This window comes from Mesorhizobium sp. USDA 4132, from assembly GCF_056279545.1.
This window is the reverse complement of the sequence record NZ_JBWCCP010000001.1, coordinates 4,570,753-4,593,845: the sequence shown is the minus strand read 5'-3', so window position 1 is coordinate 4,593,845 and position 23,093 is coordinate 4,570,753. Positions and strand designations below refer to the sequence as shown.

24 protein-coding genes are annotated in these 23,093 nt (G+C 61.8%); 13 read left to right on the top strand and 11 right to left on the bottom strand.

All coding sequences use genetic code 11. From position 1 onward, the window contains the following. Positions 1-51 precede the first annotated feature (51 nt). Entirely contained in the window at positions 52-723 is a 672-nt protein-coding gene (locus ACZ9IU_RS22710; protein WP_038547484.1) for a L,D-transpeptidase, read from the top strand. Between the two features lie 82 nt (positions 724-805). Here ACZ9IU_RS22710 and ACZ9IU_RS22705 read toward each other — a convergent pair whose 3' ends face one another. The 8 genes from ACZ9IU_RS22705 to hslV form a co-directional block, all read right to left on the bottom strand. After that, positions 806-2,977, bottom strand: a complete 2,172-nt coding sequence (locus ACZ9IU_RS22705; RefSeq protein ID WP_038549870.1) for a malate synthase G — start codon at positions 2,975-2,977, stop codon at positions 806-808. Between the two features lie 113 nt (positions 2,978-3,090). Further along, the gene (locus tag ACZ9IU_RS22700; protein ID WP_038549869.1) at positions 3,091-4,011 is read right to left on the bottom strand and encodes a LysR family transcriptional regulator; all 921 of its coding nucleotides are present in this window, start codon (positions 4,009-4,011) and stop codon (positions 3,091-3,093) included. 101 nt (positions 4,012-4,112) lie between these two features. Next, positions 4,113-6,140, bottom strand: a complete 2,028-nt coding sequence (locus ACZ9IU_RS22695) for a hydantoinase/oxoprolinase N-terminal domain-containing protein (RefSeq protein ID WP_038547481.1) — start codon at positions 6,138-6,140, stop codon at positions 4,113-4,115. Positions 6,141-6,203: 63 nt separating this feature from the next. After that, positions 6,204-7,622 (bottom strand): cytochrome P450, encoded by a 1,419-nt coding sequence (locus ACZ9IU_RS22690; protein ID WP_038547478.1) that lies wholly within the window; start codon positions 7,620-7,622, stop codon positions 6,204-6,206. A 45-nt stretch (positions 7,623-7,667) separates the two neighbouring features. Further along, positions 7,668-8,603, bottom strand: coding sequence for a DUF1402 family protein (locus ACZ9IU_RS22685; protein ID WP_038547475.1), 936 nt, complete (start codon positions 8,601-8,603; stop codon positions 7,668-7,670). A gap of 213 nt (positions 8,604-8,816) precedes the next feature. Continuing rightward, positions 8,817-10,124: an ATP-dependent protease ATPase subunit HslU gene (gene hslU / locus ACZ9IU_RS22680; protein ID WP_038547472.1), complete on the bottom strand. Its 1,308-nt coding sequence runs from the start codon at positions 10,122-10,124 to the stop codon at positions 8,817-8,819. Then, a complete protein-coding gene (locus ACZ9IU_RS22675) occupies positions 10,121-10,645 on the bottom strand; it encodes a GNAT family N-acetyltransferase (protein ID WP_038547467.1) in 525 nt (174 codons plus the stop codon). Before ACZ9IU_RS22675 ends, hslU begins: the two co-directional genes overlap by 4 nt. After that, positions 10,632-11,159: an ATP-dependent protease subunit HslV gene (hslV, locus tag ACZ9IU_RS22670; protein WP_038547464.1), complete on the bottom strand. Its 528-nt coding sequence runs from the start codon at positions 11,157-11,159 to the stop codon at positions 10,632-10,634. The genes ACZ9IU_RS22675 and hslV overlap by 14 nt, the downstream gene beginning before the upstream one ends. Positions 11,160-11,349: 190 nt before the next feature. On the opposite strand from hslV, the gene hisB reads away from it, so the two are divergent. From hisB to coaA, 7 genes are read left to right on the top strand one after another with little or no spacing between them, the layout of a single operon-like run. Then, positions 11,350-11,958, top strand: a complete 609-nt coding sequence (gene hisB / locus ACZ9IU_RS22665; protein ID WP_038549868.1) for an imidazoleglycerol-phosphate dehydratase HisB — start codon at positions 11,350-11,352, stop codon at positions 11,956-11,958. A 19-nt stretch (positions 11,959-11,977) separates the two neighbouring features. Further along, a complete protein-coding gene (locus tag ACZ9IU_RS22660) occupies positions 11,978-12,469 on the top strand; it encodes a DUF2628 domain-containing protein (RefSeq protein WP_051899902.1) in 492 nt (163 codons plus the stop codon). Next, complete coding sequence (gene hisH / locus ACZ9IU_RS22655; RefSeq protein ID WP_038547461.1) at positions 12,469-13,119, top strand: imidazole glycerol phosphate synthase subunit HisH; 651 nt, start codon at positions 12,469-12,471, stop codon at positions 13,117-13,119. The genes ACZ9IU_RS22660 and hisH overlap by 1 nt, the downstream gene beginning before the upstream one ends. A 31-nt stretch (positions 13,120-13,150) precedes the next feature. Then, positions 13,151-13,894, top strand: a complete 744-nt coding sequence (gene hisA / locus ACZ9IU_RS22650) for a 1-(5-phosphoribosyl)-5-[(5-phosphoribosylamino)methylideneamino]imidazole-4-carboxamide isomerase (protein ID WP_038547458.1) — start codon at positions 13,151-13,153, stop codon at positions 13,892-13,894. Beyond that, positions 13,891-14,679 (top strand): imidazole glycerol phosphate synthase subunit HisF, encoded by a 789-nt coding sequence (gene hisF / locus ACZ9IU_RS22645; protein WP_038547455.1) that lies wholly within the window; start codon positions 13,891-13,893, stop codon positions 14,677-14,679. The genes hisA and hisF overlap by 4 nt, the downstream gene beginning before the upstream one ends. 17 nt (positions 14,680-14,696) lie before the next feature. After that, on the top strand, positions 14,697-15,020 hold the full coding sequence (locus ACZ9IU_RS22640; RefSeq protein ID WP_038547452.1) for a phosphoribosyl-ATP diphosphatase: 324 nt from the start codon (positions 14,697-14,699) through the stop codon (positions 15,018-15,020). After that, the gene (gene coaA, locus ACZ9IU_RS22635; RefSeq protein ID WP_038547449.1) at positions 15,017-16,012 is read left to right on the top strand and encodes a type I pantothenate kinase; all 996 of its coding nucleotides are present in this window, start codon (positions 15,017-15,019) and stop codon (positions 16,010-16,012) included. Before ACZ9IU_RS22640 ends, coaA begins: the two co-directional genes overlap by 4 nt. Before the next feature lie 31 nt (positions 16,013-16,043). Here the strand turns inward: coaA and ACZ9IU_RS22630 are convergent, their stop codons facing one another. The 3 genes from ACZ9IU_RS22630 to ACZ9IU_RS22620 all read right to left on the bottom strand — a co-directional run bounded on the left by ACZ9IU_RS22630 (position 16,044) and on the right by ACZ9IU_RS22620 (position 18,885). After that, positions 16,044-16,655 carry an alpha-ketoglutarate-dependent dioxygenase AlkB gene (locus ACZ9IU_RS22630; RefSeq protein ID WP_038547446.1) on the bottom strand — a complete coding sequence of 204 codons (612 nt, stop codon included), beginning with the start codon at positions 16,653-16,655 and terminating at the stop codon, positions 16,044-16,046. Between the two features lie 16 nt (positions 16,656-16,671). Then, positions 16,672-17,106: an alternative ribosome rescue aminoacyl-tRNA hydrolase ArfB gene (gene arfB / locus ACZ9IU_RS22625; protein ID WP_038547443.1), complete on the bottom strand. Its 435-nt coding sequence runs from the start codon at positions 17,104-17,106 to the stop codon at positions 16,672-16,674. A gap of 165 nt (positions 17,107-17,271) precedes the next feature. Further along, on the bottom strand, positions 17,272-18,885 hold the full coding sequence (locus ACZ9IU_RS22620; RefSeq protein ID WP_038547441.1) for a phosphoenolpyruvate carboxykinase: 1,614 nt from the start codon (positions 18,883-18,885) through the stop codon (positions 17,272-17,274). A 325-nt stretch (positions 18,886-19,210) separates the two neighbouring features. Between ACZ9IU_RS22620 and chvI the strand changes: the two genes are divergently transcribed. The 5 genes from chvI (at position 19,211) to ACZ9IU_RS22595 (ending at position 23,079) form a co-directional block, all read left to right on the top strand. Next, the gene (chvI, locus tag ACZ9IU_RS22615) at positions 19,211-19,939 is read left to right on the top strand and encodes a two-component system response regulator ChvI (RefSeq protein ID WP_038547438.1); all 729 of its coding nucleotides are present in this window, start codon (positions 19,211-19,213) and stop codon (positions 19,937-19,939) included. 95 nt (positions 19,940-20,034) lie between these two features. Then, positions 20,035-21,798, top strand: coding sequence for a sensor histidine kinase (locus ACZ9IU_RS22610; protein ID WP_038547435.1), 1,764 nt, complete (start codon positions 20,035-20,037; stop codon positions 21,796-21,798). Continuing rightward, the gene (locus tag ACZ9IU_RS22605; RefSeq protein WP_038547431.1) at positions 21,795-22,283 is read left to right on the top strand and encodes an HPr kinase/phosphorylase; all 489 of its coding nucleotides are present in this window, start codon (positions 21,795-21,797) and stop codon (positions 22,281-22,283) included. The genes ACZ9IU_RS22610 and ACZ9IU_RS22605 overlap by 4 nt, the downstream gene beginning before the upstream one ends. 102 nt (positions 22,284-22,385) lie before the next feature. Next, on the top strand, positions 22,386-22,787 hold the full coding sequence (locus ACZ9IU_RS22600; RefSeq protein WP_038547428.1) for a PTS sugar transporter subunit IIA: 402 nt from the start codon (positions 22,386-22,388) through the stop codon (positions 22,785-22,787). Continuing rightward, positions 22,756-23,079: an HPr family phosphocarrier protein gene (locus ACZ9IU_RS22595; protein WP_405029368.1), complete on the top strand. Its 324-nt coding sequence runs from the start codon at positions 22,756-22,758 to the stop codon at positions 23,077-23,079. The genes ACZ9IU_RS22600 and ACZ9IU_RS22595 overlap by 32 nt, the downstream gene beginning before the upstream one ends. The last annotated feature ends 14 nt before the right edge of the window (positions 23,080-23,093 follow it).

Sequence of the window (23,093 nt, the reverse complement as noted above, 5' to 3'; positions counted from 1 at the left end):
AAGATGGGCATGCGCCCGTCTCAATCGATTCGTTTTACCCAAGAGATTTCCATGCGCTTTCGCACTAGCATGCTCGCACTCGGCCTGTTGGCAACTGCTGCCTTGGCCGGTTGCGCCTCCACGATTCCCGGCGGCGGCACCCAGGTGGCCACGGCCTCCTATACCGAACAGATCTTCAACGACTCCTACGGTTCGGTGAGAGACGCCGGCTATACGCTTCCGGCGATCCCGATCAACAAGGTGGACAAGCAGTTCGTCCGCCAGATCGTCAGCTATCAGACCAGCGAAAAGCCGGGCACGATCGTCGTCAACACGCGTGAGCGCCATCTCTACTACATCCTGCCGAACGGCAAGGCGATGCGCTACGGCATCGGCGTCGGCAAGCAGGGCTTCGCCTGGTCCGGGACGGCTTACGTCGCCTGGAAACAGGAATGGCCGACCTGGCACCCGCCGAAGGAAATGGCCGGCCGTCGTCCGGACGTTGCCAAATACGTCGAAGACGGCATGGGCCCCGGCCTCAGCAACCCACTCGGTGCGCGCGCCATGTACCTCTTCAACGAAAAGGGCCAGGATACGCTCTTCCGTCTGCACGGCACGCCGGAATGGGCCTCCATCGGCACCGCCGCTTCGTCGGGCTGCATCCGCCTGATCAACCAGGACGTCATCGACCTTTACAGCCGCGTCCGTCCGGGCCGCGAAACCAAGGTCGTCGTAATCCAGTAATCGCGAAATTCGACGAGAATACGAAAAGGCCGCCGAGAGAACTCTCCGCGGCCTTTTTCTTTGCCTGATCTTTGCTCGCCGGTCAGCCGGCGAGCTTGGCTTTCAGTTCCAGACGGCGGCGATGCAGGACCGGCTCTGTATAACCGTTCGGCTGCTCGCGACCCTTGAGCACGAGTTCAAGCGCGGCCTGGAAGGCGACGGAACCGTCGAAATCCCTGGCCATCGGCGTGTAGAGCGGATCGCCCGCATTCTGGCCATCGACGACCCCCGCCATGCGTTTCATCGTCTCGACGATCTGCTCTTCGCTGGTGAGCTTGTGATAGAGCCAGTTCGCCATGTGCTGGGCGGAAATGCGCAGCGTCGCACGGTCTTCCATCAATCCGACATTGTTGATGTCCGGCACCTTCGAACAGCCGACGCCCTGGTCGATCCAGCGGACGACGTAGCCGAGAATGCCCTGCGCATTGTTGTCGAGTTCGCGCTGGATTTCCTCCGGCGTCCAGTTCGGCCGCACCGCGACCGGCACGGAGAGAATGTCGGACAGCTTTGCACGGGTGCGGCTCTTCAGACCGGCCTGGACGGCGGCAACGTCGACCTTGTGATAGTGGGTGGCGTGAAGCGTGGCCGCCGTCGGCGACGGAACCCAGGCGGTGTTGGCGCCAGCCTTCGGATGGGCGATCTTCTGCTCCAGCATCGCGGCCATCAAGTCCGGCATGGCCCACATCCCCTTGCCGATCTGCGCATGGCCGGACAGGCCGCATTCGAGGCCTATATCGACGTTCCAGTTCTCGTAGGCCGCAATCCAGGCGGCCTGTTTCATGTCGCCCTTGCGGATCATCGGGCCTGCTTCCATCGAAGTATGTATCTCGTCGCCCGTACGATCAAGGAAACCGGTATTGATGAACACGACCCGCTCGCGCGCCTCCCGGATGCAGGCCTTGAGGTTGATGGTGGTGCGGCGCTCCTCGTCCATGATGCCCATTTTCATGGAATTGGTGGGAAGACCGAGCGCCTGTTCGACACGGCCAAAGATCTCGCAGGCGAAAGCGACCTCTTCCGGCCCGTGCATCTTCGGCTTTACCACATACATGGAGCCGGCCCGGGAATTCTGGCGACGTCCGTTCGGGCCGATATCGCGGATCGCAATCAGTGCCGTGACCATCGCATCCATGATGCCTTCCGGAACTTCCCTGCCCTCGCTGTCCAAAACCGCCGGATTGGTCATCAGGTGACCGACATTGCGGATCAGCATCAGCGAGCGGCGCTTGACCGTGACATCACCGCCGGCAGGCGCCTTGAACGTCGTGTCGGGGTTGAGCTTGCGGATAAAGGACTTGCCGCCCTTGGCCACCTCTTCCTGAAGGTCGCCGTTCATCAGGCCGAGCCAGTTGCGGTAGACGACGACCTTGTCCTCGGCGTCGACCGCGGCAATCGAATCCTCGCAGTCCATGATCGCGGTGATCGCCGATTCCAGCCAGACATCCGAAATCCGGGCCGGATCGTCCCTGCCGATCGCCGTCGTGGGATCGATCAGGATTTCGATATGCAGGCCGTTCTTCGTCAGCAGCAGATGGGTCGGCTGGGCCGGCTCACCGAGATAGCCGGCAAACTGGGCCGGATCGGCGAGATTGACGGTCTTGCCGTCCTGAGCTGCAGCCGTGAGCTTGCCGCCGGTGACGACAAAGGAGGTCACGTCGGTCCAGCTCGCGCCGGAAAGCGGCACGGACTGATCGAGGAAGTCACGCGCCCAGGCAATGACCTTGGCGCCACGGACCGGGTTGTAACCCTTGCCCTTTTCGGCTCCCTCGGTCTCGGGGATGGCATCGGTGCCATAGAGCGCATCGTAGAGCGAGCCCCAGCGGGCATTGGCGGCATTCAGCGCATACCGGGCATTCATGACCGGGACGACGAGCTGCGGACCAGCGATCCCCGCGATTTCCGGATCGACCTTGTCGGTCGAGACCGTGAAATCCGGTCCTTCCGATAGAAGGTAACCGATGTCGCGCAGGAAGGCTTCGTAAACCGCAAGATCGCTGGGCGCTCCGTTCTTGCGATACCATTCGTCGAGCTTGACCTGAAATGCGTCGCGTTTGGCGAGAAGCTCGCGATTCTTCGGCGCCAGGTCGTGGACGATCTTCGAAAACTCGGAAAAGAAGCGGTCGGCATCGACACCCGTCGACGGCAGCGCTTCCTTCACCAGGAAGTCGTGGAGCTTTTCATCGATTGCGAGACCATTTTTTTCGATGCGGGCCATCGGTTCCTCCGAATTTTTCATGCCGCCAACTGTCTTTGTTAGCGAGCAAAATTGCAATTGCACAAATATTGAATGACTTATGCCTTATCGGAAACAATCTGCACCGTTAGCAGCTATTTCCAGCTCGCATCCAGGGAATGCCGTTCCCAATAAGGCACCGGCCCGTAAAGTTCGGCAAGATATTCGATGAAGGCGCGGACCTTGGACGGGAGATGTTGCCGGCTCGGATAGACCGCCGAGACCGAAATGTTCTTGGAGCCTTCATATCCGGGCATCACCATTACCAGCCGCCCGTCCTTTAGCGCGTTGCCGATATCCCACGTGGATCTTAGCGCAATGCCGAGACCGGCGATTACCGCTTCGCGAATAACTTCGCTGGAATTGGTGTTCAGCATCCCGGCCGGCCGGTAGACCAGCGGACCTTTGGGACCTTCCAGCCTCCAGGGCTCGCCATTATGGGCCGTGAGACAGTGATGGTTTGCCAGCTCCTCAATGCTTGTCGGAGCGCCGTGCCGCGCGATGTAGGAGGGAGAGGCGCAGAGAATGCGCCGGACCTGGACAAGCTTGCGGGCGACGAGGCTCGAATCCTTCAGCTCGGATATGCGGATCGCCACATCAAAACCTTGGGCGATGATATCCGTGAACTCATCCGACAGCATCAGGTCGATCGACAGATGTGGGTTCGCCTGCATGAATGCCGGCAGATGAGGCGCAATGTGCATGCGTCCGAACGAGGTCGGCGCGGAGATGCGCAGATTGCCGGCGATCTCGGTCGACCGGCCCGAGACGAACTGCTCGGCATCCTCGATCCCGGTCAGGACATTGGCGATCCTGTCGTAAAAACCCTTGCCGGCATCGGTCATTCCCACCTGACGGGTGGTCCGCTGCAGCAGGCGCGTCCCCAGCTGTTCCTCCAGCCGCTTGATGCGCTTGGAGACCACTGCCGGGGAAATGCCAAGGCTCTTTGCCGCCGCCGACATGTTTCCAGTGGCCGCCACTTTGACGAAGATTTCCAGATCGGCGAGATTGGTGATCACTGCAATTTTTCCCGGCTGGAATAAATGCCGGCCAACTTACGCGCTTTTGAATAGAGCTTAAAGGTGGTCCACTCCGACCGCCGAGGAACATCGGCCGGCTAAGTCACCGGGAAAACAGCTATCCTCGGCCTGCCGATAGCCACGGCAGTAATCCGCGCCTCGATGAGCTTTCGCGAACCCTCGATTTCCGGCGCATCCATTTCTTCCGAAATGGTCACCACCGCGTCCTTGGCGCCATCCGCATTCGCCTGCGTCTGCGCGGCGGCGGTTGCATGCTCCCGGGCGGCGGTCAGCGCTTCCGTTTCACCGACGACGACGAGCCGCGCGCCTGATCCGGAGAGAATGAAACGCCCTTCCTCCGGCGAGGTGACAACAACTGTAACGCTGGCACGGACCTGGCCAACCACCGCCCCGATGGCATTCGCGACATCGGCATCGGCAGGTATGACCGACTGCGCACCGAGCATATTCGCGACCGCCGGATAATAGACGGGTGCGGAAGCCCCGAGCCCGATCAGCGGCCGATCCAGCGAGATGGAGAACCGGGCGATGCCGGGAATGCGTTTCAGCGCTCGGTCGACGGCAAGCGAAACCGCGGGATCGATGGCTTCGGCGCCATCTTCGGCGAGGCAGGCGGCGAGCACGGCTTCCGACGACTGGCGCGTCAGCCGGCTTACGATCTTTTCGGCCAGGTCTTCCGGGGAAGCGGCGATCCCGCGCCCTGCGCCGTCCTTGCGCCGGGCGGCAAGTTCGAGACCCAGACTTGCAGCCTCTCTGCACCATTGGTTCTGGCGGCCGAGCACGTGCAGGGCATCGGACGGGGTGATGCCGCAGAGATGCACCAGCCCTCTCGCAACCAGCCGGTCGAGAACCGCCCTTTGCGAGTTCATGGTCAGAAGATCATTGAGCGAAACCGGCGCAACGCCGATGCGGGCAAAAAGCGCCTGTTCCGGCGGCTGCAGGCCCTGGGCCATCATATCCGGCACGCCGGTCCGCACCGCAAAGCGGCCGTCGTGCCGTCCGGCATGGCTGGCCCGCAGCTGCTTTTCCAGCGTCGACAGGATGATCTCGCCATGCGCCATCGCGGCAAGGCTCAGCGGCAGAAGTCGGCGCGGGCCGAGCGTGAGCCGGGCTTCGAGGCCGCGGTCGTCGATATGGACTTCGGAATCGCCGCCGAGCCCGTAGGTGCGCAGCGCCACGGCCTCCACCATGGTGCGATGACCGCCGACGACGGCGCCTTCTTCCGCCAGCTTCGGTCGCCCGCCATCGAGAACCGCAACATCCGTGGTCGTGCCGCCGATATCGGAAACGACCGCCTGATCGAGCCCCGTCAGGAAATGCGCACCGACGAGACTTGCGGCAGGACCGGAAAGGATGGTCTCGATCGGCCGCAGCCGGGCTTCGGCGGCGGAGATCAGGGCACCATCGCCGCGCACCACCATCATCGGCGCCGTGATGCCGCGCGCGGTCAGAAAGCCCTCGCAGGAACCCACCAGCCGGTCGATGATCGACACCAGCCGGGCGTTCAGAAGCGTGGTCAACGCACGGCGGGGACCGCCGAGTTTCGACGAAAGCTCGTGGCTGCAGGTGACGGGCAGATGCGAAAGCGCGCGAATGCGGTCCCTGACCCGGATTTCATGAGCCGGATTCCGGACGGCGAAATAACCTGCGACGGCAAAGGAAGACACCGTTCCGCCAAGCGCGGGCATGGCTGCCTCCAGAACCCCCATGTCGAGCGGCGTTTCGTTGCCGTGCACGTCATGGCCTCCGGGCAGGAAGATCACCGGGTCATTTCCCAGCGCCTCCGCAAGTCCGCCGCGGGCCAGATCCTCCGCAGTAAAGCCGATCATGATCAGGGCGGCACGACCACCCTGCCCTTCGACCAGCGCGTTCGTGGCAAGCGTCGTCGACAGTGAAACCAAGCCTATAGCCGAAGCGGAGACTGCGCTTTTTTCCAGCACCGCATCAACGGCGCCGGCAATACCGACCGCCAGATCATGCCTGGTCGTCAGCGATTTCGCCTTGGCGATAACGCCTTCGCCGTCGCGGAACAGCACCGCATCCGTATAGGTGCCGCCGGTATCAATCCCGAGAAGGAGGGGGCCGGAAGGAAAGGAAAAGGCCACGCGAAAATCCTGAAGATCGGTCCATGGGATCTATACCGATCAATAGCGCATGGCGGGCAAAGATCAATTCACCAGCGGAGACCTCTGATGTCGCGGACTGACCCGCATGAGCAGACCGTCGCGCGGCTGGGTGGTCAACTTCTGGACCGGCCAGACCTTGGTTTCCGGCGTGACATCGAAACGATAGCGGCCCATCAGCACCGCAAGCGCGATCACTGCCTCCTGAAGGGCGAAGGTCGCGCCGATACAGGTGCGGGGGCCTGCGCCGAAAGGCAGATACTGAAACCGGTTCAGCTTGCCGCGGTTCTCGGGCAGGAAACGCTCGGGCATGAAGGCGCGCGGCTTGTCCCAATAAAGCTCGTGGCGGTGCAGCGTCCAGGGCATGACCAGCACGGTTACCCCGGCATCGATCCTGATCGTCTTGCCTTCCGGGCTCGTCCAGCTGTCGTCGCTGATCGCCTCCCGGTTGATCGACGGCGCCGGCGGATAGAGCCGCAATGCCTCTTCGAACGCCGCCCGCACCCAGGGCATCAGCTCCAGCCATTCGACCGGATCGGCGCCGGACGCCAGAACGCGGTCGATCTCTTCCTCCATGTTCTGCCGTACTGACGGCGATTCCGCGACGCAATAGAGCGTCCAGGCCAGCGCCCGGGCCGTCGTCTCGTGCCCCGCGCCGATGAAGGTAAGGATATTGTCCTCGATCTCGTCCATCGTCAGCCCGTCGGGACCGGCCAGCTGAAGCAGCAGCGTCAGGAAATCCTGCGGCACGTCGTCCGGGTGCTTGCGCATCCGCTCCTGCCGCATAAGCATGGTTTCGGCAACCACGCGCCGGAACTTGTCGAGTATCCGCCTGCCGCCGATGCGGGTGACACGCGGCACCCAGGGCGGGGCGCGCAGCATGTCCATCGGGTCGATGCGGCCCATGCGATGCAGAAGCTGGTCGACGTCGTCGGCAACGGTCTCCTTGTTCCCGGCGACCTCGCCGGAAAACAGGGTTTCGGCGAGGATGGCATAGGTCAGTTCCGTCATGTCGACGGAAATATCGCGGACCGCGCCATCGGCGCCGGCCTCGGCATATTTCCCCGAAAACTCCTCGGTCTGGTTCAGCATCTGGCCGGCAAAACCGCGAGAATGCTTTGGCGTAAAAACCGGCGCCATCGCCTTGCGGCTGCGTTTCCAGACCTCGCCTTCCGCTGTCAGCAGCCCGTCCCGCAAGATCGGGCGAAGCACGAGCTGGCGGATCTCGGACATGACGTAATTGCTGACATTGTCCACCAGAATGTGCCGGATGAGGCCTGGATGATTGACGATCAGCGTCCGTTCCTTGAAGAACTTCGTCTCGAGCCAGGGCAGCGTGTAGGAAACCTTGCCCCAGAGCTCCAGCGGATTGCGGAGCGCAGTCCAGATGACCTCGATCGGGCTCAGCAGCCGATCCCGATGCGGAGGTGCGGGCGGAACGAAGGGTTCGGGGCGGATGTCCATGGACGAGCCCTCCTCAGGGGTTTCCTATGGAGGGAATATCCGCCGTCAGAGGAGAGATTTCAACTCGGCGAGCTTGTCGTTGACCAGCCAGCCGTAATAATTCTCCTCCGGCAGGCCACCGCGGGCGGCAAGTGCTGCGGCGCGCTGCGCCGAACCGCCGGTATTGTAGAGCGTCGCCGTGATGCCGGGATTGCGGGAGATATCCATGCCTGCAATCGACTTGTAGTCGTCGATCGAGCGACGGATATTGGCCGCCATATAGGCGAGCGACTTATCCGGGTCCATGATCGCGTCATAAACCGCAGCCGCCTTGTTCTCGTCGAGCTTCGGGTAGCCGGAATTCCTGGCCACCATGTCCGACAGCATCAGCGCCGTCAGCGGATTGACCTGGCCAAGGCCAAAGGTCTGGCCGGCATAAAAGGGCTGGAAGAAGACCGCACTGAAGCGATTATCCGGAAAGGCGGTGCCGCCGACCGAGCGGCCGCGAAAGCTCTTTTCCCAGACGCCTTCACGGCAGGTCCAGAGCTTATAGGAATCGGCGAAATCGTCGCATTTGCCGAATTCCGGCCGGTCGAGGAACTGCTGGATGGTCTCGTCGCCGTAGCCGAAACGGAAGCTGTTGCCGGCATAGGCGGCCGCCTTGACATAATAGGTCTGCAGCCGGTCGTACGCATCGACATTGTAGGTGTGCTCGCCGACGATCGCGCCGATCATGTGGATCGGATCGATGCCATAATCGACGGCCGTCGACTTGATCTTGGCGATCAGCTTCTTGTCGGACGCCAGCAGGTCACGGATCTTCTCGTATTTGTCATCGAAGGTGGTGCGGCCGGCGCGGGTCCGGCGTACCGAGGCGCCCGGGACCTTCGGCTGTTCCGCGTGACGATTTCCTTCGGGAACCATCGTGAGGCCGCCTGCAAGCGCGGAAGAAGCCGCGGACGTCGCGACGACAAGGATCAGGGCCAGAAGGATGCGTTTCAAGATTTGCGTGTCCCAGGACTTCGACTATGCCGATCTCCGGCACCGAATGCTTAAAGCCATTCCAGACCGACTCACTCAAGCGCCGGATATTTTCCATGAAAACGCGCTTCCCTTACGCGAGGCGCAAGGACCGTGTCGAGACACGGGCGTTCAAAATCCCGTCAGCACCCGCAAATGAGCAGCCGGACGTTGCCCGGCTGCCACGATTGCCGCTCAGAGAATGTAGCGCGACAGATCGGTGTCGGCGGCGAGATCGCCAACATGCTTCTTGACGTATTCCGCATCGATCGTCACCGCGGTTCCGCCCTGATCGGGTGCGTTGAACGAGATTTCGTCAAGCACTCGTTCCATGACGGTCTGCAGCCGGCGGGCGCCGATATTCTCGACCGAGGAATTGAGGTGCACGGCGACATCCGCCAGGGCATCGATCGCGTCGGGCGTAAAATCGAGCGTCAGCTCTTCCGTTTCCATCAGCGCCTTGTACTGGCGGATAAGGCTCGCCTCGGTTTCCGTCAGGATGCGGCGGAAGTCCTCCTTGGTGAGCGGCCTCAGCTCGACCCGGATCGGCAGGCGACCCTGAAGTTCCGGCAGAAGGTCGGAGGGCTTGGAGACGTGGAAGGCGCCCGAAGCGATGAACAGGATGTGATCGGTCTTCACCGGTCCGTATTTGGTCGACACCGTGGTGCCTTCGACCAGCGGCAGCAGGTCGCGCTGCACGCCTTCGCGGGACACGCCGGCGCCCATACCGCCGTCACGGGCGGCGATCTTGTCGATCTCGTCGAGGAAGACGATGCCGTCGTTCTCGACCGAGCGGACGGCCTCGCGCTGGATGACTTCGTTGTCGATCAGCTTATCGGATTCGTCGCGGATCAGCTCGCCGTAGGATTTCTTGACGGTGGTACGGACCTTCTTGGTGCGGCCGCCCATCGCCTTGCCGAACATTTCCGACAGGTTCAAGACGCCTATATTGGCGCCCGGCATTCCGGGTATCTCGAAGCCGGGCATGCCGGAGCCGGTGTCAGTGACCTCGATGTCGATTTCCTTGTCGTCGAGCTCGCCGGCCCTCAGCTTCTTGCGGAAACTTTCGCGGGTGGCTGGCGAGGACGTGGCGCCGACCAGCGCGTCGAGCACCCGTTCCTCGGCGCTCATATGGGCCTTGGCCTGCACGTCGGCGCGCATCTTGTCGCGCACGAGGCCTATGCCGATCTCGACGAGATCGCGGATGATCTGCTCGACATCGCGGCCGACATAACCGACTTCGGTGAATTTGGTCGCTTCGACCTTGATGAAGGGCGCGCCGGCGAGTTTCGCCAGGCGGCGCGAAATCTCCGTCTTGCCGACGCCGGTCGGGCCGATCATCAGGATGTTCTTCGGCATCACTTCGTCGCGCAGGCTCTCGTCGAGCTGGTGGCGGCGCCAGCGGTTGCGCAGCGCGATCGCCACCGCGCGCTTGGCGTCGTGCTGGCCGATGATGTGCCGATCCAGCTCGGAGACGATTTCCCGGGGTGAAAAGTTACTCATGTCAAATCCGTTTCTTGGCTTGCGTCCAGCGCCATGAAATGGGCCGGACCGTATATGGATGTCCTGGTGTCGACGTAGCGGAAGCCGGCCTTTTCATAGGCGCGGATCGCCTGGGCGTTGTCCGGATTCGGATCGATGACGATCCTTTTCGCGCCGTTCTCAAAAAGTTCAGATGTCAGCTGGCGGATGATCGCGCTTCCATGGCCGATGCCGACAAGCTCAGCATTGCCGATCGAGATGTCGATGCCAAGCGTGCCCTTCGGCTGATCCTGATAAGGATGATCCTCTTCGAGATGCGGGTCATAATACTGGAGATAGGCGATCGGCTTGCCGTCCAGTTCCGCGATCATCGGCCGGGTCTCGACGCTCGTCATCGAATATTCGATGCTCGCCAGTTCCTCGTCGATCTTACCCCACCATTTCGCGATATGCGGCTCGGCGAGCCACGTCGCCAGCAGAGGAAAATCCTCACGGGTGACATCACGAAACGAGTAGCGGGGCGCGCCGTCAGCCATCGGCATCCAGCGTTTCGATAACCAGGTTATGGTTGGTGTAGACGCAGATATCGGCAGCGATATCCAGCGCTTTCCGGGCGATCTCTTCGGCCGACTTGTCCGAATCCATCATCGCGCGGGCAGCCGCATAAGCATAGTTGCCGCCCGACCCGATCGCGATCGTTCCGTGCTCCGGTTCCAGCACATCGCCGTTGCCGGTAACCGCAAGTGTCGTCGATTTGTCGGCGACCAGCATCATCGCTTCGAGATTGCGCAGGTACTTGTCCGTGCGCCAGTCCTTGGCGAGCTCGACGGCAGCGCGCATCAGCTGGCCCGGATATTGTTCGAGCTTCTTTTCAAGCCGGTCGAGCAGCGTGAAGGCATCAGCGGTCGCGCCGGCGAAACCGGCGATTACTTCTCCCTTGCCAATGCGGCGCACCTTGCGGGCATTGCCCTTCATCACGGTCTGGCCAAGGCTCACCTGGCCGTCGCCAGCCATGATGACCTTGCCACCTTTCCGAACAGTAATAATGGTTGTCATAAGGCACCTGTTGGCCCGTCCTGCGGGCATTGGTTTTCAGAGCATTTCCGCCCCGTTGGGCATTTATGTAAGACGGTCGAGGACGAATGCAATCTCATCACGCAATGCCGCCGCCACGGCCCTGCTTTTGCTGGATATTTGGCGTCGTGCCTGATAAGGAGCGCAGATCGATCGCATGGAGCAGACCCAGATGGGTGAGACGACAACCGCACGCGTGGGCAACATCGTCCGCAAGACCAACGAAACCTCCGTTTCCGTGTCCGTCAATCTCGACGGCACCGGCGCGGCCAGGATTTCCACGGGCGTCGGCTTCTTCGACCATATGCTGGACCAGCTTTCGCGACATTCGCTGATCGACATGGACATCGAGGTCACTGGCGATCTGCATATCGACGACCATCACACGGTGGAAGACACAGGTATCGCGATCGGCCAGGCGATCTCCAAGGCGCTCGGCGACCGTCGCGGCATCACCCGCTACGCGTCGCTCGACCTTGCCATGGACGAGACGATGACCAAGGCGGCCATCGACGTGTCCGGCCGGCCGTTCCTGGTCTGGAACGTCGCGTTCAGCGCGCCGAAGATCGGCACGTTCGATACGGAACTGGTGCGGGAATTTTTTCAGGCGCTGGCCCAGAACGCCGGCATCACGCTGCATGTCCTGAACCATTACGGCGCCAACAACCATCATATCGCCGAGACCTGCTTCAAAGCCGTGGCGCGGACACTTCGCGCCGCCATTGAAATCGACCCGCGGCAGGCCAATCGCGTTCCTTCGACCAAGGGAATGCTGGTCTGACTGCTTGAGGAGACAATCCTTGAGAAGCTATCTCGTTCTGACACCGCCCAATGACCCGCGAAGCGGGCCCGACAGGGATCTCCAGTCGACCCTCGTCCTACGGGACGGGTTTTCCTGGCTCGCGCTGTTGTTTCCCTGGATCTGGCTTTTCTGGCATGGGCTGTGGATCGCCGGCATCGTCATTCTGCTCGCCCAGATCGGCAGCGGCATCCTGATGCAGATTCCGGGCTTCTGGACCGCCGGGCTGCTGTTCGGCGTCGCCATCAGCCTGCTCATCGCGCTCGAAGGCCGACATTATCGTTCCGAAGCGCTGATCCGTCGCGGCTGGACACTGGAAACGGTGATTTCCGCTCACGATCTGCGTACGGCCGAGGAGATCTATTTCTCCGGCCTGCCGCAGCCGGAACAACAACCAATGCCGGTCTCGGCCGAGTGGGCAAAGCAGGCAAAGCCGCCCGCCGCCGGATGGCAGGCCCCACACATGGGCCTTTTCGAACATGGAGGACGCTGATGCGCGTCGCAATCATCGACTACGGGTCCGGCAACCTCCGTTCCGCGACCAAGGCCTTTGAAAGGGCCGCCCGGGAAGCCGGCATCAACGCCGTGATCGACCTCACCGACAAGGCCGATGCGGTGGCCACCGCTGACCGGATCGTGCTGCCGGGCGTCGGCGCCTATGCAGATTGCAGCACCGGCCTCGATGCCGTGCCGGGCATGCGCGAGGCGATCCTGGACGTCGTTGACCACAAGGGCCGACCTTTCCTCGGCATCTGCGTCGGCATGCAGCTGATGTCGTCGCGGGGGCTTGAAAAGACGACCACCGACGGCTTCGGTTGGATCGAAGGCGACGTCGTCGAGATGACCCCGAGCGATCCCAGCCTCAAGATCCCGCAGATCGGTTGGAACACACTCGATATCCACCATCCACACCCGCTGTTCGACGGAATTCCGACCGGACCGGACGGCCTGCACGCCTATTTCGTGCATTCGTACCATCTGGCGGCCAGGCACCGCAGCGACGTGATCGCAACCACCGAATACGGCGGTTCGATGACCGCTTTCGTCGGCCGCGACAATGTGGCGGGTTCCCAGTTTCACCCTGAGAAAAGCCAGGCGTTAGGCCTTGCCCTCATCTCCAATTTCCTGCGCTGGAAGCCCTGAGCTCGCGCGAACCACCAAGGACCAAAAAGAAATGATCCTCTTTCCTGCAATCGACCTGAAGGACGGCCAGTGCGTGCGCCTCAAGCTCGGCGACATGGACCAGGCCACCGTCTACAACCCCGATCCCGCAGCCCAGGCCAGGGCTTTCGAGGACCAGGGGTTCGAGTGGCTGCATGTGGTTGACCTGAATGGCGCCTTCGCGGGGACAAGCGTCAACGGCGCTGCCGTTGACGCTATCCTGAAAGCCACGAAGAACCCCGTGCAGCTCGGCGGCGGCATTCGCACGCTCGACCATATTGAAAACTGGCTGGCCCGCGGGCTGACCCGCGTCATCCTCGGCACCGTCGCGGTGCGCGATCCGGCGCTGGTCATCGAGGCCTGCAGGCAGTTTCCGGGCAAGGTCGCCGTCGGCATCGACGCCAAGGGCGGCAAGGTCGCGGTCGAGGGCTGGGCGGAGGCGTCCGAACTCGGCGTCATCGAGCTGGCAAAGAAATTCGAAGGCGCCGGCGTTTCGGCGATCATCTATACCGACATCGACCGCGATGGCATTCTGGCGGGCATCAACTGGGCATCGACGCTGGAACTCGCCGATGCCGTCTCCATTCCGGTGATCGCATCGGGCGGGCTTGCCTCGCTCGACGATATCAGCCGCATGCTGGAGCCGGATGCGGCCCGGCTCGAAGGCGCCATTTCCGGCCGCGCGCTTTATGACGGCCGCATCGATCCCCACGAAGCGCTGGCCCTGATCCGCTCCAGACAAGGACGTGCCGCATGACCCTCAAAGCCCGCGTCATCCCCTGCCTGGACGTCAAGGACGGCCGCGTCGTGAAAGGCGTCAACTTCGTCGACCTGATCGATGCCGGCGATCCGGTCGAGGCTGCAAAAGCCTATGACGCCGCCGGTGCCGACGAGCTCTGCTTCCTCGACATCACCGCCTCTTCCGACAATCGCGAGACGATTTTCGACGTCGTCGCCCGTACCGCCGACCATTGCTTCATGCCGCTCACCGTCGGCGGCGGTGTGCGTGCCGTCGGCGACATCCGCAAGCTGCTGCTGGCCGGCGCCGACAAGGTCGCGATCAACTCGGCGGCGGTCAACAATCCGGACTTCGTGGCTGAGGCCGCCGACAAGTTCGGCAACCAGTGCATCGTTGTGTCGATCGACGCCAAGCGGCGGCGTTCCCAAGCCGTCGGTGGCGACAATTTGAGCGCCTGGGAGATCTATACGCATGGTGGCCGCAACGCGACCGGCATTGATGCCGTCGAGTTCGCCGTCAAGATGGTCGAGCGCGGCGCCGGCGAGCTGCTCGTCACCTCCATGGACCGGGACGGCACCAAGAGCGGCTACGACCTGGAGCTGACGCGGATGATCGCCGACAGCGTCAGGGCACCGGTCATCGCGTCGGGCGGGGTCGGAAACCTGGACGACATGGTCGCCGGCATCAAGCAGGGCCACGCGACGGCGGTCCTGGCCGCATCGATTTTCCACTTTGGGACCTATACGGTCGGCCAGGCAAAACACTATATGGCAGAGCACGGCATCGCCATGCGGCTCGATTGAGCGGTCGGAGAGACGTTATGAGTGAATTTTCCCTGATCGACCTCGAGCGGATCGTCGCCGAGCGGGCCAAGGCCTCGCCGGAAGAATCCTGGACGGCAAAACTGGTCGCCGCCGGCCAGGAGAAGGCCGCAAAGAAGCTCGGGGAAGAAGCCGTCGAAACGGTGATCGCCGCGATCAAAGAGGACGCCAAAAATCTGACTGCGGAGAGCGCAGATCTCCTCTATCATCTTTTGGTCGTCTTGAATATTGCGGCGGTGCCGTTGCAGGATGTGCTCGACGAACTCCAGCGAAGGACCGGCCAGTCCGGCCTCCAAGAAAAGGCAAGCCGGCCGACATCATGAACATCGTTTCCCAGCCCGCCGAGACGCCTGAGCTCGAAACCGGCTCGAATGCGGAATATTATTCACCCTATCACCGCTTCAGTGCGGAGGAATGGGCGAAGTTCCGCGCAGACACGCCTCTGACGCTCACGGCCGACGAGGTGCAGAGGTTGCGTTCGCTGGACGACCCGATCGATCTCGATGAAGTCCGGCGCATCTATCTCTCGCTGTCGCGCTTGCTGTCGACGCATGTGGAGGCGACGCAACGCCTCTTCCAGCAGCGAAACCGTTTCCTGAGCCTTTCCGACATCACCAAGACGCCCTTCATCATCGGCATTGCCGGGTCGGTCGCGGTCGGCAAATCGACCACCGCACGTATCCTGAAGGAACTGCTCGCCCGCTGGCCGTCGAGCCCGAAAGTGGATCTCATCACCACCGACGGCTTCCTTTATCCGAACGCCGTGCTGAGCCGGGAAAACCTGATGGAGCGCAAGGGGTTTCCGGAAAGCTACGATATCGGCTCCATCCTGCGGTTCCTGTCGGCGATCAAGGCCGGTGAACCGAACGTCAAGGCGCCGCGTTACTCGCATCTCACCTACGACGTTTTGCCGGACGAGTACTCGCTGGTCGACCGGCCGGACATCCTCATCTTCGAAGGCATCAACGTCCTCCAATCACGGGCGCTGCCGGCCGACGGTAAGATCGTGCCGATCGTTTCGGACTTCTTCGACTTCTCGATCTATATCGATGCCGACGAAGAGCAGATCCACAATTGGTATGTCCAGCGCTTCATGAAGTTGCGCCAGACCGCCTTCCGCGATCCGACCTCGTTCTTCAAGAAATACGCGGCGATCGATGCGGACGCGGCCCGCGCCGTCGCCGAGGGGCTGTGGGAAAACATAAATCTCAAGAACCTGCGGCAGAACATTCTGCCGACCAGGCCACGGGCGGATCTCATCCTGCGCAAGGGCCGTAATCATCTGGTGGAAACGGTCGAACTGCGGAAACTGTAGGCGGTCGATCGCCGGCTATTGAATTAAATCGTCAGCTATTCACACGGCGGAGCGTCAGGTTGATGCGCCCGCCGTTCTTCAACAGCGTCGACGTGCCGGGATAAATGCGATCGACGCCGTGGAAGGCGAGACGCCCCTCTCCGCCTAGCACGACGACATCTCCACTCGCCAGCCGGAAAGAGCCGGTCGGGTCCTTGCGGCTCAGGCCGCCGACCCGGAACAGGCAGCTATTGCCGAGCGAGACGGAGAGAACAGGGGCGGCCAAATCGTTCTCGTCCCGGTCCTGATGCAGGCCCATCTTGGCGTCGTCGGAATAGAAGTTGATGAGGCAGGCTTCCGGCGGCTTCGAATAGTCGCCGAGCTTTTCCCAGAGATCGAGCAATTCCGGCGGCATCGCTGGCCACGGCTTTTTCGTCACCGGGTGGAAGGACTGGTAGCGATATCCTTGGTCCTTGTCCGTTACCCAACCGAGCGAGCCGCAATTGGTCATGCGCACCGACATGGGTTTGCCGGTGCCGGGCATTTCCGGCGTGTAGAGCGGCGCCTCGGCTACGACGTCTCGTATCAGTTCGACCAGATGCTCCTGCGCTAATCGATCGAGATAGCCGGGAAGGTGCCTGATGCCATTTGCAAGCGTCGCCAAAGATCAATCTCCGCCGTTAGTCGCCGCTTGGCCGGCCACGCATCTTCTTGACGTCCGAACGACCGGATTTTTCCTTCAGCCGACGCTCCACCGAACCCTTGGTCGGCTTGGTTTTCTTGCGCGGCGGCGGCGGCGGTTCGGCCGCCTTGAGGATCAGTTCCTTCAGCCGCTCGCGCGCGTCTTCCCGGTTGCGCTCCTGGCTGCGGAACCGGTTCGCTTCTATCATCAGCACGCCATCCTTCGACACCCGTTTTCCGGCGAGCTTGATGGCGTTTTCCTTCACCCGCTCCGGCAGGGACGGCGTGTTGACGATGTCGTAGAAAAGCTGGACGGCCGTCGAGACCTTGTTGACGTTCTGGCCGCCCGGCCCGCCCGCCAGCACGAATTGTTCCGTCAGTTCCCATCCGGCGATGGTGATGCGGTTGTTGATGACAAGGGGATTGCTGGCCATGGGTCTCTGGTCTTTGTTCTTGGGCGCATGCCGTTGTCCGGAACCGGCACCCACGTTCGGGCGACATGCGGCAGGCCCGCATCTTTCCCACAAAGCCGGCAAAAAGAAAACCGCCGGTCCAGGGTGTTATCCCGGGCCGGCGGTTTCACGTGAATCCTTCAAAGATTACTCGGCGGCGGCAAGCATGACCGGAGCGGCGCTTCTCACCTTGCTGTCGACGTGGTCTTCGTACTGCCCGAAATTCTGGATGAACATCGAGACGAGCTTCTTGGCATAGGCGTCGAACGCAGCGCCGTCCGCCCAGGTCGAGCGGGGATCGAGGATCGCATTGTCGACGCCTTCAACGGCGACCGGCACCGCAAAACCGAAGTTCGGGTCGATGCGGAACTCGGCATTCTTGAGGCTGCCGTCGAGCGCAGCGCTTAAGAGAGCGCGGGTCGCCTTGATCGGCATACGGCGGCCGACGCCGTATGCGCCGCCGGTCCAGCCGGTGTTGACGAGCCAGCAATCGACCCCGTGACGGGCAATCAATTCCTTGAGCAGGTTGCCGTATTCGGCCGGATGACGGGGCATGAACGGCCCACCGAAGCAGGTCGAGAACGTCGCTTCCGGCTCGGTGACACCCTTTTCCGTGCCGGCGACCTTGGCGGTGTAGCCGGAGAGGAAGTGGTACATCGCCTGTTCGGGCGTCAGCTTGGCGATCGGCGGCATGACGCCGAAAGCATCGGCGGTCAGCATGATGATCGACTTCGGCTGCGGCGCCACGCCGGTCTTCGATGCATTCGGAATGAAATGCAGCGGATAGGCGCTACGGGTGTTCTCGGTCAGCGAATCGTCGTTGAAATCCGGAACCCGGTTCTCGTCGAGCACGACGTTTTCGATCACCGTGCCGAAACGGCGGGTCGCGGCATAGATTTCCGGCTCGGCTTCGGCCGAAAGATTGATGGCCTTGGCATAGCAGCCGCCTTCGAAATTGAAGACGCCGTTTTTGCCCCAGCCATGCTCGTCGTCACCGATCAGCGTCCGCTTCGGATCGGCCGACAGCGTAGTCTTGCCAGTGCCGGACAGACCGAAGAACAGCGCGGTATCGCCATTCGGGCCGACATTGGCCGAGCAGTGCATCGGCATGACGCCTTCTTCCGGCAGGAAGTAGTTGAGGATGGAGAAGACCGACTTCTTGTTTTCGCCGGCATAGGAGGTGCCGCCGACAAGGATGAGGCCATTGGTGAAATCGCAGGCGATCACCGTCTCCGTGCGGCAGCCGTGGCGGGCGGGATCCGCCTTGAAGCTTGGCAGGTTGATGATCGTCAGCTTCTCTTCGAAGCTTTCGAGCGTGGCGCGATCCGGGCGGATCAGAAGATTGCGGATGAAGAGGGCGTGCCAGGCGAATTCGCTGACGACGCGGGTCGGAAGGGCATATTCGGCATCGGCGCCGCCGACCAGATCCTGGACGAACAGCGTCTTGCCGGCGGCATGGGCGAGCATGTCCTTCTTCAGGACTTCGAAGTGTTCCGGTTTCATGGGCTTGTTGTCGGCCCCCCACCAGACGCGGCTCTCGGTGCCGGCATCGCGGACAATGAACTTGTCCTTCGGGGAGCGTCCGGTGTGCTGGCCGGTGACGGCGCGGAGTGCGCCGTCGATCGTCAGATCGGCTTCACCGCGGCGGATTGCTTCTTCGTAGAGTTCAACCTCGGACGAATTGTAATAAACACGCGATACACCGCCGAGACCGATCGCCGCTAAACCCTTGGACGGGTTGTGAAGTCCAAACTCCTCCATGCGCGCACTCCTTCAGCTTGCCGTGGGAACTGACGCGAAATTAATGACAGATTTCTAAAAGGGCAAGAGGCCGCTTGAAAATTCTTTAATAATATCAATTATTTAATCGATTTAAAAAATTTTATTCCTCTTTAAATCGGTTTAATAACCGTTTCAATCCGCATCCGCGCTATCTTAAGTCTCATTGCCAAAACGCACGATCGTCAGCGGCCTCTTTATCTTTGCCACAATTTGTTCCACCTTTATACTCAAGAAGCGCGTCGGCTGATGCCGCCTGGCTGGGGTGAATTCCAGGAGATGCGCATAGATGACGGAGATGGAGAGCATGCAAACAATCGCGCTCGTAGATGACGACCGCAATATCCTGACGTCGGTTTCGATTGCACTCGAGGCAGAAGGATACAAGGTCGAAACCTATACGGATGGCGCTTCCGCGCTCGACGGGCTGATCGCCCGCCCTCCGCAGCTGGCGATCTTCGATATCAAGATGCCGCGCATGGACGGCATGGAACTGCTGCGCCGCCTGCGGCAGAAATCCGACCTGCCGGTGATCTTCCTCACCTCCAAGGATGAAGAGATCGACGAGTTGTTCGGGCTGAAGATGGGCGCCGACGACTTCATCACCAAGCCGTTCTCGCAGCGTCTGCTGGTGGAGCGGGTAAAGGCGATCCTGCGACGCGCCGGCAGCCGCGAGGCGCAAGCCGCCGGCGGTGCCGGGGCCAAGACGGCAGCCGATCAGCAGGCCGCCCGCACGCTCGAACGCGGCCAGCTTGTCATGGACCAGGAGCGCCATACCTGCACCTGGAAGGGTGAACCGGTGACGCTGACCGTGACCGAGTTCCTGATCCTGCATTCTCTGGCCCAGCGGCCCGGCGTCGTCAAAAGCCGCGATGCGCTGATGGATGCCGCCTATGACGAGCAGGTCTATGTAGACGACCGCACCATCGACAGCCACATCAAGCGGCTGCGCAAGAAGTTCAAGATGGTCGACAACGACTTCGATATGATCGAAACCCTTTATGGCGTGGGTTATCGATTCCGTGAGGCCGCTTGACCCTTGCGAAAGGTTAACTTGAGGCCACGGCCGGACCAGCGCTAAGCTGGCCCGGTGGAAGGACTGCAGTGGCAGATCAAACATTTGATAGCAATATGATCCGAATGGAGAAGGCTGGGACACGACGTGCGCCGCGGCGGTTCTGGTCGCGCCCTTTCACGCTCATTCGGCGAGTGTTCGGCCATGCGGTGTTTTCGAGCCTCACCCGCCGCATCCTGTTCTTCAACATCGCTGCAACGGTGGTGCTGGTCGCCGGCATTCTCTACCTCAACCAGTTCCGCGAGGGCCTGATCGATGCTCGCGTCGAAAGCCTGCTGACGCAGGGCGAGATCATCGCCGGCGCGATTTCCGCCTCCGCCTCGGTCGATACCAACTCGATCACCATCGATCCCCAGAAACTCCTCGAACTGCAGGCCGGCCAGAGCATTACGCCGGTGCCGAACGACGAGGACCTCGATTTCCCGATCGACCCGGAGCGCGTTGCGCCGGTCCTCAGACGCCTCATTTCGCCGACCCGCACCCGCGCCCGAATCTTCGATGCCGACGCCAACCTGCTGCTCGATTCCCGCCATCTCTATTCGCGCGGCCAGGTGCTGCGTTTCGACCTGCCGCCGGTGGAAAACGAATCGCAGACCTGGAGCGACTGGTTCGCAGGGCTGATCAACCGCCTGCTGCAGCCGGGCAACCTGCCGGTCTACAAGGAAGCGCCGGGTGGCGACGGCTCGATCTATCCGGAAGTCATGAACGCGCTGACCGGCGTGCGCGGCGCGCTGGTGCGGGTCACGGAGCGCGGCGAGCTGATCGTCTCCGTCGCCGTACCCGTGCAGCGTTTCCGTGCCGTGCTCGGCGTGCTTCTGCTATCGACCCAGGCAGGCGACATCGACAAGATCGTGCATGCGGAACGGCTGGCGATCATGCGCGTCTTCGGCGTCGCGACGCTCGTCAACATCCTCCTGTCGCTGCTGCTGTCTTCGACCATCGCCAACCCGCTGCGGCGGCTGGCGGCGGCTGCGATCCGAGTGCGGCGCGGCGCCAAGCAGCGCGAGGAGATCCCCGACTTCTCCTATCGCCAGGACGAAATCGGCAATCTTTCCATCGCGCTTCGCGAGATGACCAACGCGCTCTATGACCGCATCGATGCGATCGAGAGTTTCGCGGCGGATGTGAGCCACGAGCTCAAGAACCCGCTGACTTCGCTTCGCAGCGCCGTCGAGACGCTGCCGCTCGCCAAAACCGAGGAGTCCAAACAGCGGCTGACGGAAGTCATTTTCCACGACGTACGCCGTCTGGATCGCCTGATCAGCGACATTTCCGACGCCTCGCGGCTGGACGCCGAACTCGCCCGGTCGGATTCGACGCCCGTCGACATGGAAAACCTGCTCGGCAATCTCGTCGATATTTCCCGGCAGATTCGCACCGGCCGCAAGCCGGTGGAAATCAGCCTGACGACCGACAACAAGGCCGGCAACAGGTCCGCCTTCCTGGTCAACGGCCATGATCTGCGCCTTGGGCAGATCATCACCAACCTCATCGAGAACGCGCGATCCTTCGTGCCCGAAAAGGGCGGCCGCGTCGCCATCCGGCTGTCTCACTCCAAGGATCGTGTCGTCGTGACCGTGGAGGACAACGGGCCCGGCATCCAGGCGGAGGATATCGACCGTATCTTCGAACGGTTCTATACGGACCGGCCGGACGGCGAGAGTTTCGGCCAGAATTCCGGCCTTGGCCTGTCGATCAGCCGGCAGATCGCCGAGGCGCATGGCGGCTCGCTGAAGGCGGAAAACCTATACGACGCCAAGACAGGTGCCATCACCGGCGCCCGCTTCACGCTGTCGCTGCCGGGCGGCGAAATTCAATGAGCCCGGCGCCGGTCAACATCCATGCGACCGCGATCGCCATCGGCACCAGGGGCGTGCTCTTTACCGGTCCGTCCGGCAGCGGCAAGTCCATGCTCGCCTTCTCCTGCATCGCAGCTGCCCGGCGCCAAGGCGCTTTCGCGGCTCTTGTCGCCGACGATCAGGTGCTCGTCTCGCGCCACGACAATCATCTGCTCGCCACCCGGCCGGAAGCGATCGCCGGCCTTATCGAACTGCGCGGCAGCGGCATCGCCCATGTGGAAAGCGTCTCCGCGGCGGCGCTGGATCTGGCGGTGGACGTCATATCCCTGCCGGAAAGCGAAAGGCTTCCACCGGAGAACGAACGTTTCCAGATCCCCGGTGTGGGTATCCTTCCGCTTGTCCGGATATGGCGCGGTGTACCTGATCCGCTGGCCGTTCTGGCGGCCTTTACGCCGGATTTTCACGGCGAGATGCCGTTTTCATCATCCGGCAGCCTGATTTTTTGACTTGAACTTCGAATCTACTTGGACAAGATGGCATCCCACCGCTGGACCGCTTTATTGCAATGCGATAATGGCGCCGAGTTTCCATAGCAGGGGGCAGTTTTCATGATCGGACTAGTGCTTGTCACCCATGGCAAGCTGGCTGAGGAATTTCGTCATGCGGTCGAGCATGTCGTCGGACCTCAGAAATTCATCGAAACCGTATCGATCGGTCCAGAGGACGACATGGATCAGCGGCGGCAGGATATCGTCGATGCCGTTACCAATGCCGATGAAGGTCATGGTGTCATCATCCTGACGGACATGTTCGGAGGCACCCCCTCCAACCTTTCCATTTCCGTCATGGAAAGCGGCCGGATTGAAGTCATTGCCGGCATGAACCTGCCGATGCTGATCAAGCTTGCCGGCGTGCGCAGCGACAACAACATGGACAAGGCGCTCGTCGAAGCCTCCGAAGCCGGTCGTAAATATATCAATGTCGCAAGCCGCGTCCTCAGCGGCAAATGAGAACCCAGACCGGATGTCATCCCCCTCTCCCCGTGAATTCCTGATCATCAACAAGCGTGGTCTGCATGCTCGTGCCTCTGCCAAGTTCGTGCAGATGGTGGAAAGTTTCGATGCGCGGATCACCGTCTCCAAGGACGGAACAACCGTCGGCGGCACGTCGATCATGGGCCTGATGATGCTCGCTGCCAGCACCGGCTGCACGATCGAAGTCTCAGCGGAAGGAAACCAGGCCAAAGAAGCGCTGGATGCGCTCGAGCAACTCGTCGCCAACAAGTTCGGCGAAGAAGCCTGACGCACCCGCGATTT